Source organism: Pseudomonas sp. NBRC 111127, assembly GCF_001320345.1.
GTDB lineage: Bacteria > Pseudomonadota > Gammaproteobacteria > Pseudomonadales > Pseudomonadaceae > Aquipseudomonas > Aquipseudomonas juntendi.
Genome location: NZ_BCBD01000139.1, coordinates 1 through 14,579 on the forward strand (window position 1 = coordinate 1; position 14,579 = coordinate 14,579).

Consider the following 14,579-nt stretch of genomic DNA (forward strand, 5'->3'; position numbering starts at 1 on the left):
CTTGGCGTCACGGCGCATGACCACGATCTGGTTGCTCTTCTGGTTGGCCACCAGCAGGAAGCGGTTGCTGGGGTCCAGGGCAAACTCGCGGGGGTGGTCGCCTTCCACGGCGCGGCGCTGCACAAACGTCAGCTTGCCGTCGCCCTTGCCAACCGCAAACACCACGATTTCATTCGCTGTACCGCGATTGCTCACGTACAGGAAGTGCCCGTCGGCCGACAGGTGCAACCCGCCCGCCGCCTTGGCCTTCGACGCCGAGTCTTCGGTCAGTGCCAGGCGCTGACCCTCGGTCAGGCCCGCACCGTTGACATCGAACATCACCACTTCACCGCTCATTTCCAACGTGAGGTAGGCATGCTGCCCAGTGGCATCGAACAGCAGGTGGCGTGGTCCGCTGCCTGGCGGCAACGCCACCGACGCCGGCGTGGCTGGGCTCAGCGGCTGGTCCGGGCTGGCGCCGTCGTAGCGGTAGATGAATACCTTGTCGGCACCAAGGTCGCAGGCGTACAGATACTGCCCATTGGGTGACGACACCAGTGAATGCACATGCCCCCCCGCCTGGCGCTCGCGGTTGACGCCACTGGGCCGGTGTCGCAGTTGCTGCACGACCGGCTTGAGCTGACCGTCCCTGGCTACCGGCATCACTGCCAGGCTGCCGCCGGGGTCAGGGTTGACCGCGTAGTTGGCCACGAACAGGTAGCGCTGGTCATGGCTGAGGCTGGCGTGGGTTGGCTCGTCGCCTTGGCTGGCCACCTGGTTGAGCGGGTTGATGTCGCCCTTTGCACTGACACTGAAACTGCTGGCATTGCCGCCCGGGGTTTCATTGACAGCGAACAGCAGGCGGCGGTCGGCCGACAGCACCAGCCACGACGGGCTGACACTTTTCACCACTTGCTGCGGGGTAGGGTCGATGTGGCCCCGTTGTTCGTCGAACTGGTAGCGGTAGATACCCTGGCTGGCACCATCGGTATAGCTGCCCACCAGCAGGGTCGCGGCGTGGGTCGGGATAGTCAGGCTCATCAGGCTAGCGGTCAGCAGGGTCGTCCAGGTGCGGTTCATCTTGGTCTTCATCCGGGGCGCGAAAGGCACTCATGCAGACTAGCCGATGCGCGCCATTGGCATCGTCCAGTTGCCACTCGTCACCCATGGCGGTCGCCGCGGCGACCTGCTCGGGGGTAAACGACCAGCGGCGGAGTTGGCGGCCGTCCATGCACTCGACGCGCAGGCCAGTGGTATCGGCGGTGAACTCGAAGGCGTGCAGGCCGTCGATCAGGAGCATGTCGCAGGACTGCAGGGCGTGGCTGAGGGAGGACATTGGGTTACCTGTCAGGGAAGTGCTGCCAGTATAACCCTGTGACATCCCTGTGGGAGCTGGCTTGCCGGCGATTGGGCCGCAACGCGGCCCCCTGCCTTCAATGGGCGAAAATCGACCCCCCTTGCTTGCCCACCATTTTCTCCGGCTTGATCAGGAACCGCGCCAGGGCCGGCAGCAGCCACAACGCCCCGAACATGTTCCAGAGCAACATGAAGGTCAGCATCAGGCCCATGTCGGCCTGGAACTTGATCGCCGAGAAGATCCAGGTGCACACACCAATGGCCAGGCACAGCCCGGTGAACAGCACTGCCTTGCCGGTCGAGCGCAGGGTCTGGTAATACGCCTCCTGCAACGGCAACCCGGCGCGCAGGAAACTTTCCAGGCGGCTATAGATGTAGATGCCGTAGTCAACGCCAATGCCCACGCCCAGCGCCACCACCGGCAAGGTGGCCACCTTCACACCGATGCCCATGTAGGCCATCAGCGCATTACCCAGCACCGAGGTCAGCACCAGCGGCAGAACGATGCACAGGGTAGCGGCCAACGAGCGGAAGGTGATCAGGCACATCACTGCCACACAGATGTACACCAGGATCAGGATGGTCAGTTCGGCCGACTTGATCACCTCGTTGGTCGCGGCCTCGATCCCGGCATTGCCTGCTGCCAGCAGGAACTGCAGGCCCTCCTTGTTGTGGCTGTCGGCAAACGCCTGGGCTACCGCCGTGACCCGCTCCAGGGTTTCGGCCTTGTGGTCGTTGAGGAACACCAGTACCGGCGCCAGCGAGCAGTCACCGTTGTACAGCCCATCGGCACGGGCGATGGAGTTGTTGAGGATGTCGGGGTTGCGCGACAGGGTTTCCCATTTCAGGCTGCCCTCGTTCATGCCCTTGATCACCTGCTTGGACACGGTGACCAGGGAGATCGCCGACTGGACCCCGGGGGTGTTTTCCATGGTCCACATCAGCTCGTCGATCGGGGTCATGGTCGAGTGGATGGAACACTGCTCGGCCGGCGTCTTGACCATGATCACCAGCACATCGGAACTGGTCGAGTAGTTGCTGATGACGAAGTTGTTGTCCTGGTTGTAGCGCGAGTCGGGGCGTAGCTCCGGCGCGCCCTGGTCGAGGTCGCCGATTTTCAGGTTCTGGCTGTACCACAGCCCCCCGCCGAAGGCGAGCAGCGCCAGCGCCACCGACACCGGCGCCACCCTGGCGCTGGCAAAGTTCGACAGCAGGCGCCAGAACGGGTGTTCGCGGGTGGCGTCCTTCTTGCTGCGTTCGATGGCCTTCTTGCTGATACCGACATAGGAGATGGCGACCGGCAGCAGGATCAGGTTGGTGAACACGATCACCGCCACCCCGATGGACGCGCCGATGGCCAGCTCGCGAATCACCCCGATGTCGATGATCAGCAGGGTGATGAAGCCCACCGCATCGGCCAGGATGGCGATCATGCCCGGCAGGAACAACTGCCGGAACGTTCGCCGTGCAGCGGTGAGCGCGTTGTCGGCGTCACTCGACTGCAAGGCGATGCCGTTGATCTTCTGCACCCCGTGGGAAATGCCAATGGCGAAGATCAGGAACGGCACCAGCATCGAGTACGGGTCCAGGCCGAAACCCACCGCGTGCATCAGCCCCAGTTGCCAGACCACCGCCACCAGGGTGGTGATGAGCACGGCGATGGTGCTGCGGATACACCAGGTGAACCAGTACAACAGCACCCAGGTGATCACCAGGGCGACGCCGAAGAACATCGCCACCATCACCAGGCCGTCGATCAGGTCACCGACCTTCTTGGCAAAGCCGACAATGTGCACTTTCACATTGGGGTTCTGCGCCTGGAACTTGTCACGCACCTTCTCTTCCAGCAGGTGCGAGAACTGCTGGTAATCCAGTTTCAGCAGCCGGCTGGGGTCCTGCGGGTCAGGGTAGCTTTCCAGCAGTGGCACATCGATGATACTGGACTTGAAGTTGTTGCCGACCAGCCGCCCGACCTGGCCGGACTTGAGCACATTGTCGCGCAGGGTATCCAGGCTGTCCTGGGAGCCGTTGTAGGTGTTGGGAATCACCTCGCCACCGGAAAAGCCCTCTTCCGTGACCTCGCTCCAGCGCACGCTGGGGCTCCACAGCGACTTCAGCCCGGCACGGTCGACGCCAGGCAGGTAAAACACCTCGTCATGGATCTGGCGCAGGGTCTCCATGTAATCCTTGTCGAAAATGTCACCCTTGACCGCCTCCACCGAGATGCGCACGGTGTTGCCGAGGTTGGCCAGGTCATTGCGGTGCTCCATCATCTGCTCGATGAACGGGTGCTGCAGCGGGATCATCTTCTCGAAACTGGTGGAGGGGCGAATCTGCGTCGCCTGCCAGAACAGGAAAATACTGATCAGCACGCACAGGGCGATGACCACGGGGCGGTTGTTGAAGATCAGCCGTTCGAGCAGCGTAGGCTTGTCCTGGTGATGCGGATGCATGGTGATGCTCTCCCGGCTGGTCATTGGCGCGGCTCCTCGGCAATGCGATCGGCACCCTGCGCGGTTGCCAGGTGCACACCGCCCTGGCCCACCAGCAGCAGGCCGCCACTGGCCAGGCCACTGACGCCGGCCAGGGCGATGCGGTCGCCACGGTTGTACACGCTGAAGGTCTGGCCATCGTCAGTACTGCGCAGCACGCTGCCGCCGTTGCCGACCAGCACCAGGGCGCCATCAGCCAGCAGCGCAGCGCCAGCCAGGCCGAATTCCAGGCTGCCGCGCGCGGCCTTCAGTTCGACCTGCTGCCAGCTGTCACCGAAGTCGGCTGAACGGAACAGGTTGCCGCGCAGGCCGTAGGCCAGCAGGGTGCGGGGTGAACGGGTACCGATCACGCCAAACAGCGAGCCCTCGTAGGGGCCTTGCACCTTGGCCCAGGTCTGGCCGTTATCCCCTGAGCGGAACATGCCGCCCTGCTCGCCAACGATGAACAGGCCGGCATCGCGCACCTGGGTGATGCCGTTGAGGTGCAACTGGTCGGGGTTGTCCAGGCGCTCGGCCACGTCCTGCCAGTGCTGGCCGCCGTCAGTGGTTTCCAGGAAGGCCCCGTAGGCGCCCACGGCAAAGCCATGCCGGGCATCCAGGAAGGTGACATCCAGCAACGGCGCTTCACGGGCAAGGTCTTCGAACTGCTTGGTCCAGGTGGCGCCGCCGTCGCTGCTGGTGAGCACCTGGGCGTCATGGCCGACGGCCCAGCCGCGCTTGTCGTCGATGAAGAACACCGCCGTGAGCAACTGCCGGGTAGGTACTCGGGCCTGGGTCCAGGTGTTGCCCTGGTCGTCGGAAAACAGGATATGGCCGCGATCACCGACCACCACCAGGCGCTTGCCGGCGTGGGTGGCGCCGATCAACAGGCTCTGGCTGGCCTTGGCCGATTCGGTGGAGTACTGGTCGGCACTGGCGGCTTGCACGCTGCCGGCCCACGCGCCCAGTGCCAGCGCCAATGCCGCTGCCAATGGCCAGGCGCGGCGCCTGTTGTGTTCCCTCATGACTGTCCCCTTGGTGTTTTTATTCGGCGGGTCAATGCATTGCAGGCACTGCGAAAAGCCTGATCTAGAGGCCTGCAACAGCTTGAAGGGATCGTAGCGGGGATGTTCGCGGGATTACAACGGGCGGGGTGTTATGTTTTGTTGTCGGCCTGAAAAGCTTCGCGGGTGAACCCGCTCCTACAGGCACCGCACCGCCCATGAAAGCAGTGCAGTTCCTGTAGGAGCGGGTTCACCCGCGAAGAGGCCAGCCCAGGCTACAGAAGCATCAAGCCAGGCTCTTGCTCACCACTTCATACACATCACTGGACAGCTCACCCGAAGCCAGAATCCGCTCCAGCTCGCCCTTCATCAGCGCCTGACGCGCCTCGTCATACTTGCGCCAGCGTGTCAGCGGCGCCAGCTGACGCGAAGCGATCTGCGGGTTCAGCGCATTCAGTTCGATCACAAGGTCAGCCAGGAAACGGTAGCCAGAACCATCGGCGGCATGGAAGTTGACCAGGTTCTGCCCGGCAAACGCACCGATCAGCGCACGCACCTTGTTGGGGTTCTTCAGGGTGAACGCCGGGTGCTGCATCAACGCCTTGACCCGCGCCAGCCCGCCCGGCAAGGTGCTGGCCGCCTGCACGCTGAACCACTGGTCCATCACCAGCGGGTTGTCCTTGAAGTGCTCGGCGAACGCCTCCAGCGCTTTCGCCCGCTCGGCCTGGAACGGCGAGTTGACCAGCACCGCCAGCGCGGTCAGGCGCTCGGTCATGTTGTCGCAGTGCTCGAACTGCTCCAGGGTCGCTTCCAGCACGTGCGGCTTGCCGCTCAGCATCAGGTACGACAGGGCGATGTTCTGCAGGCTGCGGCGGGCGAAGTGCTCGGCCGAGGCCACATAGGCAGTGCTGCGCGAGGCTTCGCGGTGGGCCTGGTAGCGCGCCCACAACGCGTCGAACAGTTGCTCGGCGATCTGCTGGCGGGCGAACTCGCGGGCGGCATGGATGGCGTCCACGTCGGCCACCTGGCTGATTTCGGTGAGGTAGGCCTCACCCGGCAGCGAGAGCATTTCGGCAACCATGGCCGGGTCCAGCGACGGGTTGCCCAGTACCGTGCCCAAGGCCGTGATCAGGCGCTGGTCCAGTTTCAGGGCTTCGCCACGCTGGTGCTGGCCGATCAGTTCCTGCAACACCTGGACCGCCAGCTGCTGGCCCGCTTCCCAGCGGTTGAAACCATCGCTGTCATGTTGCATCAGGAACATCAACTGGTCGCGGTCGTACGGGAAACTGAGCTTGACCGGGGCGCTGAAGCCACGCAGCAGCGACGGCAGCGGCTTGGCCTGGATACCCTGGAAGGTGAAGGTCTGCTCGGCCTCGGTCACCGACAGCACCCGACTGGTGGCTGGTTCGGCCGCCGTGGCGGCGCCTTCGCCTGCCAGTTGCAGCGGCAGGTCGTTGCCGGCAGCATCCAGCAGGCCCAACTCCACCGGGATCACGAACGGTAGCTTCTCGGCCTTGTCCGGGGTGGGCGGGCAGCTTTGGCGGAACGTCAGGCTGTAGGTCTGGGCGGCGGCGTCGTACGCTTCGCTGACTTCCAGGCGCGGGGTGCCTGCCTGGCTGTACCAGCGCTTGAACTGGGTAAAGTCCACGCCGTTGGCGTCTTCCATGGCCTTGATGAAGTCGTCGGTGGTCACCGCCTGGCCATCGTGGCGCTCGAAATACAGGTCGCTGCCTTTGCGGAAACCATCGGCACCCAGCAAGGTGCGGACCATGCGCACCACTTCGGCGCCCTTCTCGTACACTGTCAGGGTGTAGAAGTTGGAAATCTCGATGAAGCTGTCCGGGCGCACGGGGTGGGCCATGGGGCCGGCATCTTCGGCAAACTGGTGAGTACGCAGGTAGGCCACGTCCTCGATGCGTTTGACCGTGCGCGAGTTCATGTCGGCACTGAACTCGGCATCGCGGAACACCGTGAACCCTTCCTTCAGCGACAGCTGGAACCAGTCGCGGCACGTGACGCGGTTGCCCGACCAGTTGTGGAAATACTCGTGGGCGACCACACCTTCGACACGCTGATGCGCGGCATCGGTGGCCGTTTCGGCGCGGGCCAGCACACAGCTGGAGTTGAAGATGTTCAGGCCCTTGTTTTCCATGGCGCCCATGTTGAAGTCGTTGACGGCAACGATCATGAAGATGTCCAGGTCGTATTCACGGCCGTAGACTTCCTCGTCCCAACGCATCGACTTCTTCAGGCTGACCATGGCGTGGTCGCACTTGTCCAGGTTCTCTGGCTCGACATAGATGCGCAGCAGCACATCACGGCCCGACTGGCGCGTGAAGGTGTCTTCGACGCACCACAGGTCACCGGCCACCAAGGCGAACAGGTAGGCTGGCTTCTTGAACGGGTCTTCCCAGGTGGCCCAGTGGCGGCCGTCCTCGGCCGGCCCGCTGCCGGTGGGGTTACCGTTGGACAGCAGCACCGGGTAGCGATGCTGCTCGGCGATCACCGTGGTGGTGAAGCTGCTCATCACGTCCGGGCGGTCGAGGTAATAGGTGATCTTGCGGAAACCCTCGGCCTCGCACTGGGTGCAGAACATCTTGCCGGATTTGTACAAACCTTCGAGCGCAGTGTTGCTTTCCGGGTGGATCTTCACGCTGGTGTCGAGGGTGAAGTGCTCGGCTTGCGGCTGCACGGTCAGGCTGTCACCGTCCAGCTGGTAATCGGTGGCCTGCAATTCCCGGTCATCCAGCGCGGCACGCAGCAGCTCCAGCTGCTGGCCATCGAGCACCAGCGGCGGCAAGCCGGCACCGCGTGCCGGGTTGCGACGCATCACCAGCTGCGCGTGAACCAGGGTGTGGTCCTCGAACAGCTCGAAGGTCAGGTGCGTCTCGTCGATCAGGTACTCGGGCGCCTGGTAATCCTTCAGGTAGATCACTTGCGGTTGTTCGGTGCGCATGTGCAGGTCCTTTTTACTGGAGCACGGCCAACTGGTAGGCCGTGTACTTGCGAATATTGATCACACCGGTGTCGAAGATCAGGTACTGGCCCTTGATGCCCAGCAGCGTGCCTTCGGCGACCGGGTCCTTGTCCAGGTTGAAGCTGACGATCTTGTGCGGGTAGGCCTGGACCGGGTAGTTGATCTGCACCACTTCGGCGTCCGGCAGCGGCTGGATCGCCTGCAGCCCGAAACGCCCCTGCAGCTCGCCCAGGCGCTCGGCGCACGCGTCGAATACCTGCTCACGAATGGCCGCCAGGTCGAGCACCTCGGCATCGCCCTTGAGCAGTGCACGCCAGTTGGTGCGGTCGGGCACCTGGCTGCGCAGCACGTCTTCGACCAGGCCAGACTGCTGGCGGGTAGCCACGCGCATGATCGGCAGGGCCTGGCTGGCCCCTTGGTCGAGCCACCGGGTGGGCAGTTGGCTGGCGCGGGTGATGCCGACCTTGATCCCTGACGAGTTGGCCAGGTAGACCACGTGGTCAGTCATGCAGAACTGTTCGCCCCAGGCCGGTTCACGGCAGGTGCCGGCCTCGTAGTGGCATTTTTCCGGGGCCATGATGCACACATCGCACTGGGCCAGCCGGGTCATGCACGGGTAGCAGTAACCTTGGCTGAAGCTGGTCTTGGTGCGCTTGCCGCAATGGCTGCAGTGAATGGCGCCAAGGTATTCCAGGCGCAGGCGCTGGCCGATCAGCGGGTTGACCGGCACCTGCGTGTCACCCAGGCGGAAGCTGTACTGCACCACCGGCGCCTGCAGGCTCACCGCCATTTTGCTCAACGAGCCACGAGCGAGTTCGATCAATGTACCGAGTCCGACTTGAACAGAATGTTGGCGATCGGCGCAGACTTCGACGCGCATTCCTGCGGGCCCATGTAACCGGTGCGCTGGTCTTCTGGCAGGTTTTTCATCTCCCAGGCGATCACGGCCTGCAGCGACAGCTCTTTCTGCTCGGCGGTGAGCTTGCGGCCATCCGACCATTTGCCGATTTCCACGGCCAGCTTCAGGCTTTCGTAGATTTCCGGGGTGATGTTTTCAATCATTTGCGCGAAAGTGGACATACAGTCTCCTGATTCAAGCCGACAGTTTACGCCGGGCCAGCGCCCCACCCAAGAGCCCGGTCAGGCATCCGATGAGCAGCCCGCCAACGTGGGCGGCGTTGGCGATCTGGCCAAGGCCGAGGCTGCCGACCACACCGGTCAGGCACACCACCAGCCAGATCAGCATCATCACCAGCACACCCTTGGGCAAGTTGAAGTAACGGTTCGGTGCCAGCCACTGGAACAGCCATACATGCCCCAGCAGGCCGTACAGTACGCCAGACAGCCCGCCGAACAGGCTCGGCCCGCTGGTGTAGTGCTGCGCCAGGTTGGAGACCAGGCTGTACAGCAGGGTCAGGCCCAGCAGCATCCAGGGGCCCTGGCGCAGCTCGATGCGCTTGCCCAGCTCCCAGTACCACAAGCTGTTCATGGCCAGATGCAGCACGCCGAAGTGCAGCAGCATGGGTGATACCAACCGCCACCATTGCCCTTGGTCGAGGGTTTCTGCCAGCGGGGTGAAATACAGGTAGTCGCCCTGCACCCGGAAGTCGAGGAAGGTAAACCAGCTGATGGTGGTGAAGTTGTCGCCCAGGCTGGTCAGGCCGGCGACGATGAAGCACGCCAGCAGGGTGAGCGTGGTGACCTTGCAGGCCCGGGCCTGTTCTGCCAGGGACGGCACTTTCGCGGCCATGCCCGCTGCCACCGGCTCGGGGGCAGCCGACAGCTCGGCGTTGCCTTGCGGGTAGCGCTGGTAAAGTTCGCGGACGTCTTCGGCCAGGGTGTCGGGCGCCCAGAGTACCTGCACGTCCCCCTCTTCGCTGACCCGGTGCGGCACCTGCAGGCGCTGCAGCATGTGAATGAAGCCGCTGAGGTCGACCGACAGCGGCAGGCGCATCACTTCGATTATGTTCATTGGTTGGCCTGTGGGCGGTCGACGTCGACCCACACGAACTTGTGCGGGTCGATGCGGGTTTCGTCATCCAGCCGGTAGGCCGCCAGCTTGCCGTACAGCACCGCGCTGTAGTCCAGGCAGGCCAGGTTGGGGCGAATCGGCGCGGGGTTGCCGCTGCGCCAGTAGTGGCCGACGAACAGCATCGGCTCGTCTTCGGCATAACGCAGCAAGGCATTTTTCTGGCTGTGGCTGAGGGGCGCATTGGCCACCTCGGCCGGCAGGGCATCAGGCTGGAACACGATGTCGCCGTAGGTTTGCGGGTCTTCCTCCCAGAACTTGGTGCGGAAGAAGGCGCGCGTCAGGCCGTCGCCGCCGGTCAAGGTCAGGCCGTCGGGCAGGCGCATGTCGGTACCGCGCAACAGGCGGTTGCACACGGTGGCGGCGAAGCTGTTGCTCACGGCAGAAGCCTGGATGAAGTGCTCATCGATGCGCCCGTCGGGGTACTGCTGGCGCAGCGGCTCGATCAGTTGCCGGTCCCAGCAGGCGTGTACCAGGCGGAAACGCCCGGCATCGATGAACAACGGCAGTTGGTAGAACCAGTTGAGGAAGTCGTGCCAGTCAGCGGGGTGCTGGGCGAACTGGGCCAGGGTTTCGTCGATCAGCCGGGCGTGCCGCGGAGTGTGCTCGCGGACGAAGGCCTTGCCGCTGCCGGGCAGCGCCGGCGTGACCCAGCCCAGGGCGTTGTACTCGTGGTTGCCCATGATGCAGAACGCCTGGCCAGCCTCGACCATGTCGTGGACGATGTGCAGGGCCTCGCGGATGCGTGGCCCACGGTCGACGATGTCGCCGAGGAACAGCGCCTGGCGCCGTGGGTGGCGCCACACGCCGGCCACGCGCTTGTAGCCGAGGGTATCGAGCAGGCGTTCAAGGGTATGCGCACAACCGTGCACGTCGCCGATGATGTCGAAACTGCGCGCCGGGTCGAGCATCAGTCGTCACTGCTCCCCAGGCGGCTGCCCCAACCAAGCTTGGTGCGGCAGACCTCGTAGTAATTGTGGTCGAGCGGGTGGATCAGGCGCAGCTTCTGCGGCTTTTTGCTGACCGTGATGGTGTCGCCGGGGGCGCAGGTGAAATGGTTCTGGCCATCACAGGAAACCTGCGGGTAGATCTGCAGGTCCTTGGACACCACGATCTTCAGTTCGCTGTTGCCGTCGACCACGATCGGCCGCCCCGACAGGGTGTGCGGGTACATCGGCACGATGACGATGGCGTCCAGCTTGGGGTGCATGATCGGGCCGCCAGCCGACAACGCGTAGGCGGTGGAGCCGGTGGGGGTGGCAACGATCAGGCCGTCGGCCTTCTGGCTGCAGACGAACTGGCCGTCGATATAGATTTCGAACTCGATCATGCGCGTGGACTTGCCCGGGTGCAGCACCACGTCGTTCAGCGCATCGCCCTGGCCAATGGCTTCGTGATGGCGGCGGACCTCGGCCTGCAGCAGGAAGCGGTTTTCCACCAGGTAGTGGCCGTCGAGCACCTCGGCGACCTTCTCTTCCAGCTCGTCGGGGCGGATGTCGGTGAGAAAGCCCAGGTTGCCCCGGTTGATGCCCAGCACCGGAATGTTGTGACGGGCCAGGGCCCGGGCGGCGCCGAGCAGGCTGCCGTCGCCGCCCACCACGATGACCAGGTCGCAGACTTCGCCCAGCAGCTTGCGCGTGGAGGTCTGCAAGCCGTGCCCGGGCAGCACTTCGGCAATGGTGTCCTCGAGAATCACGTGCAGGTGGCGGTCGAGGAGGAATTTTTTCAGTCGGCGGATGGTGTCGAGCACCTGCGAGCTGCCGAGGCGACCGATGATACCGATATTGCGAAATTGCTCCATGGGGCTCCTGCAAGGCTCTGCGGCGGGTGACTATGCGCCGATTATGGGCGAAACCACCGGGCAGCGGCAAACCGGCTATGCTCGCAGGATGACACCCTTCAGCCAACTCCACGATCTGCCCCGGCAACTGCAGCGCCCGGCCGTACGCGACCTGGCCTGGGCAGTGCTGTCGCCGCCCTTGCTCGCTGGCACGCCCTGCCCTCAGCGCCACCCGCTGGCGGGCAGCCTGTGGGCACAGCAGCCGCACCGCCTGGAGCAGTGGCTGCGGGCGCTGGATAAGGATGACCATCCGCTGCGCGATTGGCTGGCGAAACTGGGCAGCCGGCGCCTGGGGCTTTACTACGAACGCCTGTGGCAATTCGCCCTGCGCCACGCACCGGGCATTGAACTGCTGGCCGCCAACCTGGCCATTCGCGAGGGCGGCCTGACCTTGGGCGAGCTGGATGTACTGCTGCGTGATGCAGACGGGGTCCACCACCTGGAATTGGCGATCAAGCTGTACCTGGGCCCGCCCGGTGGCGGGCACGATACCCAGGCCTGGCTGGGGCCAGGCTGTCATGACCGGCTAGGGGCCAAGCTGGCCCACCTGGCGCAGCACCAGTTGCCGATGTCGCGGGGGGCGCACAGCCAGCAGGCGCTAGCCCGGCTTGGGGCGCAGCAGGTGCAGGCGCATATGTGGCTGGGGGGCTATCTGTTCTATCCGTGGCCTGGGCATGCCGAGGAACCGGAAGGCGCCAACCCGCAGCACCTGCGCGGGCGCTGGGTCAGGCGGCGGGATTGGGCCATGGCGGTTGGCGAGCGCTGGCAACCGCTGCCGCGCAGCGCATGGCTGGCGCCAGCGCGGGTCGAAGCGGCGCAATGCTGGCAGGCAGAGCAGTTTGCAGCGTGGCTGCATGTGCTGGACCCGCAGGCCCCGGCGCAACTGCTGGTAAGGCTTGAGCAGGAGGCCGATGGCGCCTGGCAGGAAGCCGAACGGGTGTTTCTGGTGGCTGACAATTGGCCGCAGCTACGCAGTGATTGATGCAGGCCTGACGCAGGTCAAGGCTGGCCCGCACAAAAGCCCGTGCAGGCAACACAATTTTCACAGGCCTGGCGCAACTATCTGCTGCCGGTAGCCATTAAAGTGACACCTGAGCGCCAACAAGAGCGCTATTCAAACCTGATGACGAGGACTGATCATGGTTTCATCCACCCCAGCACCGCATTACGCACGCCTGTCCATTGCCCTGCACTGGCTGATGCTGGTGCTGCTGGCCGCTGTCTACGCCCTTATCGAACTGCGTGGCCTGTTCCCCAAGGACAGCGCCGAGCGCAACCTGATGAAAGACCTGCACTTCATGCTTGGCCTCAGTGTCTTCGTGCTGGTCTGGTTGCGCCTGGCGATGCGCCTGAGCCGGCCTACCCCGCCGATCCTGCCCAAGCCGCCCGCCTGGCAGACCGGCCTTGCCCACCTGATGCACCTGGCACTGTACCTGCTGATGATCGGCATGCCGCTGGCCGGCTGGCTGATCCTCAGCGCCGCCGACAAACCGGTACCGTTCTTCGGCCTGGAGCTGCCGCACCTGATCGGCCCGAACCCGGACCAGGCCAAGTTCATCAAGGGCTGGCATGAGCGCGTCGGCAGTTGGGGCTACTGGCTGATCGGCCTGCATGCGCTGGCCGGGCTTTACCACCACTATGTGGTGCGCGACAACACGCTGTTGCGCATGCTGCCCTACAAATAACCACGTCGGCCTTGCAGGCCGCCGGTATGCACGAAGATCATGCGGCTGCCGGGCGCCAACAGCCCGGCGGCGACATGATCGCGCAGGGCCAACAGGGCCTTGCCGGTATAGAGCGCTTCCAGCGGCACCCCCGTGTGCTGCTCGCAGTCGGCAATGAAGGCCAGCAGTTCGTCGTCGAACCGGGCAAACCCACCTCGGCAGGCCTCGTGTAGCTGGTAGCCATGTGCGCCCGCCAGTGCTGCCACCCCTTGCGCCACACCGTGGTCTGCAGGTACCGCCAAGGCGCCATGCACGGTACGCGCGCCCGCCTCGGCCATGGCCAGGCCAGCCACGGTAGTGCCTGTTCCGGCAGCCAACCACCAGCCATCGTAGTCCGGCCAGCCCAGGGCCGAGATCTGCGCCTGCGCCTGCTGCACGATCAGCGCGCAGCCCTGCGCGCCGGCCAGCCCACCGCCGCCTTCGGGAATGCACTGCCAGCCCGGATAGCGCGCTTGCCAAGGTTCCCAGAAACCGGGCTGGTGGCGTGCGCGGTAGCCGCCATAACCCAGCCAGTGCAGGTGCATGCCCAGCGCCTGCAGGTCCCGTACGGTGGGCGTGTCCTGGGCATGGCCGCGTAGCAGGCCGGCAGTGGCGAAGCCAAACCGCTTGCCGGCCGCAGCCAGCGCATGCAGGTGGTTGGAGTGGTTGCCACCCAGGCTGATCAGCCCGGGGGCATTGCCAGTGGCGGCCTGCTGCAGGTGGTGGCGGAGCTTGAACCACTTGTTGCCGCTGATCAGCGGATCGATCAGGTCCAGGCGCAGAATGGCCACCTGCACCTGGGCGTGTTGCAACCACGGCAGGTTCAAGCGTTGCAGTGGGGCTTGAGGGAGGTCGAATGCATGCATGGATCGCAGTTTACAGGCAAAGCCCGGGGCAGCGCCTGTGGGCTGCCCCGGGCCGATCTCAGAGCTGCGCCGCCAGCCGCGACCCTTGGTTGATCGCCCGCTTGGCATCCAGCTCGGCCGCCACGTCGGCGCCGCCGATCAGATGCACCGATTGCCCCGCAGCCACCAACCCATCCTGCAGTTCGCGCAGCGGCTCCTGCCCGGCGCAGATCACGACGTTGTCCACGGCCAACAGCTGCGGCTCACCGCCCGCAACGCGAATGTGCAAACCGGCATCGTCTATACCCAGGTACTCGACACTGTTGAGCATCTGCACCCGCTTGTTCTTCAAGCCGGTACGGTGGATCCAGCCGG

At 64.5% G+C, this 14,579-nt stretch carries 13 protein-coding genes and 1 pseudogene; 2 read left to right on the forward strand and 12 right to left on the reverse strand.

Translation table 11 applies throughout. From position 1 onward, the window contains the following. The 10 genes from APH30_RS21030 to APH30_RS21075 form a co-directional block, all read right to left on the reverse strand. Positions 1–1,059: lactonase family protein (locus APH30_RS21030; protein WP_256222102.1), on the reverse strand; the 1,059-nt coding region annotated here is incomplete at its 3' end. Next, positions 1,025–1,315: a DUF5629 family protein gene (locus APH30_RS21035; RefSeq protein WP_054905310.1), complete on the reverse strand. Its 291-nt coding sequence runs from the start codon at positions 1,313–1,315 to the stop codon at positions 1,025–1,027. The genes APH30_RS21035 and APH30_RS21030, both read right to left, overlap by 35 nt. Before the next feature lie 97 nt (positions 1,316–1,412). Then, the gene (locus APH30_RS21040) at positions 1,413–3,788 is read right to left on the reverse strand and encodes an RND family transporter (protein WP_033690558.1); all 2,376 of its coding nucleotides are present in this window, start codon (positions 3,786–3,788) and stop codon (positions 1,413–1,415) included. A gap of 20 nt (positions 3,789–3,808) precedes the next feature. After that, positions 3,809–4,831, reverse strand: coding sequence for a YCF48-related protein (locus APH30_RS21045; protein WP_054913655.1), 1,023 nt, complete (start codon positions 4,829–4,831; stop codon positions 3,809–3,811). Between the two features lie 265 nt (positions 4,832–5,096). Further along, positions 5,097–7,766, reverse strand: coding sequence for an aminopeptidase N (gene pepN / locus APH30_RS21050; protein ID WP_054913656.1), 2,670 nt, complete (start codon positions 7,764–7,766; stop codon positions 5,097–5,099). Positions 7,767–7,779: 13 nt separating this feature from the next. Next, positions 7,780–8,610 (reverse strand): DUF2797 domain-containing protein, encoded by an 831-nt coding sequence (locus tag APH30_RS21055; RefSeq protein ID WP_054913657.1) that lies wholly within the window; start codon positions 8,608–8,610, stop codon positions 7,780–7,782. Beyond that, on the reverse strand, positions 8,607–8,867 hold the full coding sequence (locus tag APH30_RS21060) for a YeaC family protein (RefSeq protein WP_003260154.1): 261 nt from the start codon (positions 8,865–8,867) through the stop codon (positions 8,607–8,609). Before APH30_RS21060 ends, APH30_RS21055 begins: the two co-directional genes overlap by 4 nt. 13 nt (positions 8,868–8,880) lie before the next feature. Further along, positions 8,881–9,759, reverse strand: a complete 879-nt coding sequence (locus APH30_RS21065) for a rhomboid family intramembrane serine protease (RefSeq protein WP_009683747.1) — start codon at positions 9,757–9,759, stop codon at positions 8,881–8,883. Further along, the gene (locus tag APH30_RS21070) at positions 9,756–10,730 is read right to left on the reverse strand and encodes a metallophosphoesterase (protein WP_177333767.1); all 975 of its coding nucleotides are present in this window, start codon (positions 10,728–10,730) and stop codon (positions 9,756–9,758) included. Before APH30_RS21070 ends, APH30_RS21065 begins: the two co-directional genes overlap by 4 nt. After that, on the reverse strand, positions 10,727–11,617 hold the full coding sequence (locus tag APH30_RS21075) for an NAD(+) kinase (protein ID WP_009683749.1): 891 nt from the start codon (positions 11,615–11,617) through the stop codon (positions 10,727–10,729). Before APH30_RS21075 ends, APH30_RS21070 begins: the two co-directional genes overlap by 4 nt. On the opposite strand from APH30_RS21075, the gene APH30_RS21080 reads away from it, so the two are divergent. Together APH30_RS21080 and APH30_RS21085 are read left to right on the forward strand one after the other, a co-directional pair. After that, entirely contained in the window at positions 11,616–12,638 is a 1,023-nt protein-coding gene (locus tag APH30_RS21080; protein WP_054913659.1) for a DUF1853 family protein, read from the forward strand. The two genes, APH30_RS21075 and APH30_RS21080, sit on opposite strands and share 2 nt — an antisense overlap. A gap of 157 nt (positions 12,639–12,795) precedes the next feature. Next, positions 12,796–13,341, forward strand: a complete 546-nt coding sequence (locus tag APH30_RS21085; protein ID WP_009683752.1) for a cytochrome b — start codon at positions 12,796–12,798, stop codon at positions 13,339–13,341. Here APH30_RS21085 and APH30_RS21090 read toward each other — a convergent pair. Next, positions 13,332–14,225 (reverse strand): 1-aminocyclopropane-1-carboxylate deaminase/D-cysteine desulfhydrase, encoded by an 894-nt coding sequence (locus APH30_RS21090; protein ID WP_054913660.1) that lies wholly within the window; start codon positions 14,223–14,225, stop codon positions 13,332–13,334. The genes APH30_RS21085 and APH30_RS21090 overlap by 10 nt on opposite strands. Positions 14,226–14,283: 58 nt before the next feature. Next, positions 14,284–14,579, reverse strand: a pseudogene (gene fadH / locus APH30_RS21095) (NADPH-dependent 2,4-dienoyl-CoA reductase); the annotation flags it as partial.

Excerpts from the sequence above, each read along its gene's own strand:
- APH30_RS21035 (WP_054905310.1), bottom strand. The coding sequence starts at position 1,315 with ATGTCCTCCCTCAGCCACGCCCTGCAGTCCTGCGACATGCTCCTGATC.
- APH30_RS21040 (WP_033690558.1), bottom strand. The coding sequence starts at position 3,788 with ATGCATCCGCATCACCAGGACAAGCCTACGCTGCTCGAACGGCTGATC.
- APH30_RS21045 (WP_054913655.1), bottom strand. The coding sequence starts at position 4,831 with ATGAGGGAACACAACAGGCGCCGCGCCTGGCCATTGGCAGCGGCATTG.
- pepN (WP_054913656.1), bottom strand. The coding sequence starts at position 7,766 with ATGCGCACCGAACAACCGCAAGTGATCTACCTGAAGGATTACCAGGCG.
- APH30_RS21060 (WP_003260154.1), bottom strand. The coding sequence starts at position 8,867 with ATGTCCACTTTCGCGCAAATGATTGAAAACATCACCCCGGAAATCTAC.
- APH30_RS21065 (WP_009683747.1), bottom strand. The coding sequence starts at position 9,759 with ATGAACATAATCGAAGTGATGCGCCTGCCGCTGTCGGTCGACCTCAGC.
- APH30_RS21080 (WP_054913659.1), top strand. The coding sequence starts at position 11,616 with ATGGGGCTCCTGCAAGGCTCTGCGGCGGGTGACTATGCGCCGATTATG.
- APH30_RS21075 (WP_009683749.1), bottom strand. The coding sequence starts at position 11,617 with ATGGAGCAATTTCGCAATATCGGTATCATCGGTCGCCTCGGCAGCTCG.
- APH30_RS21085 (WP_009683752.1), top strand. The coding sequence starts at position 12,796 with ATGGTTTCATCCACCCCAGCACCGCATTACGCACGCCTGTCCATTGCC.
- APH30_RS21090 (WP_054913660.1), bottom strand. The coding sequence starts at position 14,225 with ATGCATGCATTCGACCTCCCTCAAGCCCCACTGCAACGCTTGAACCTG.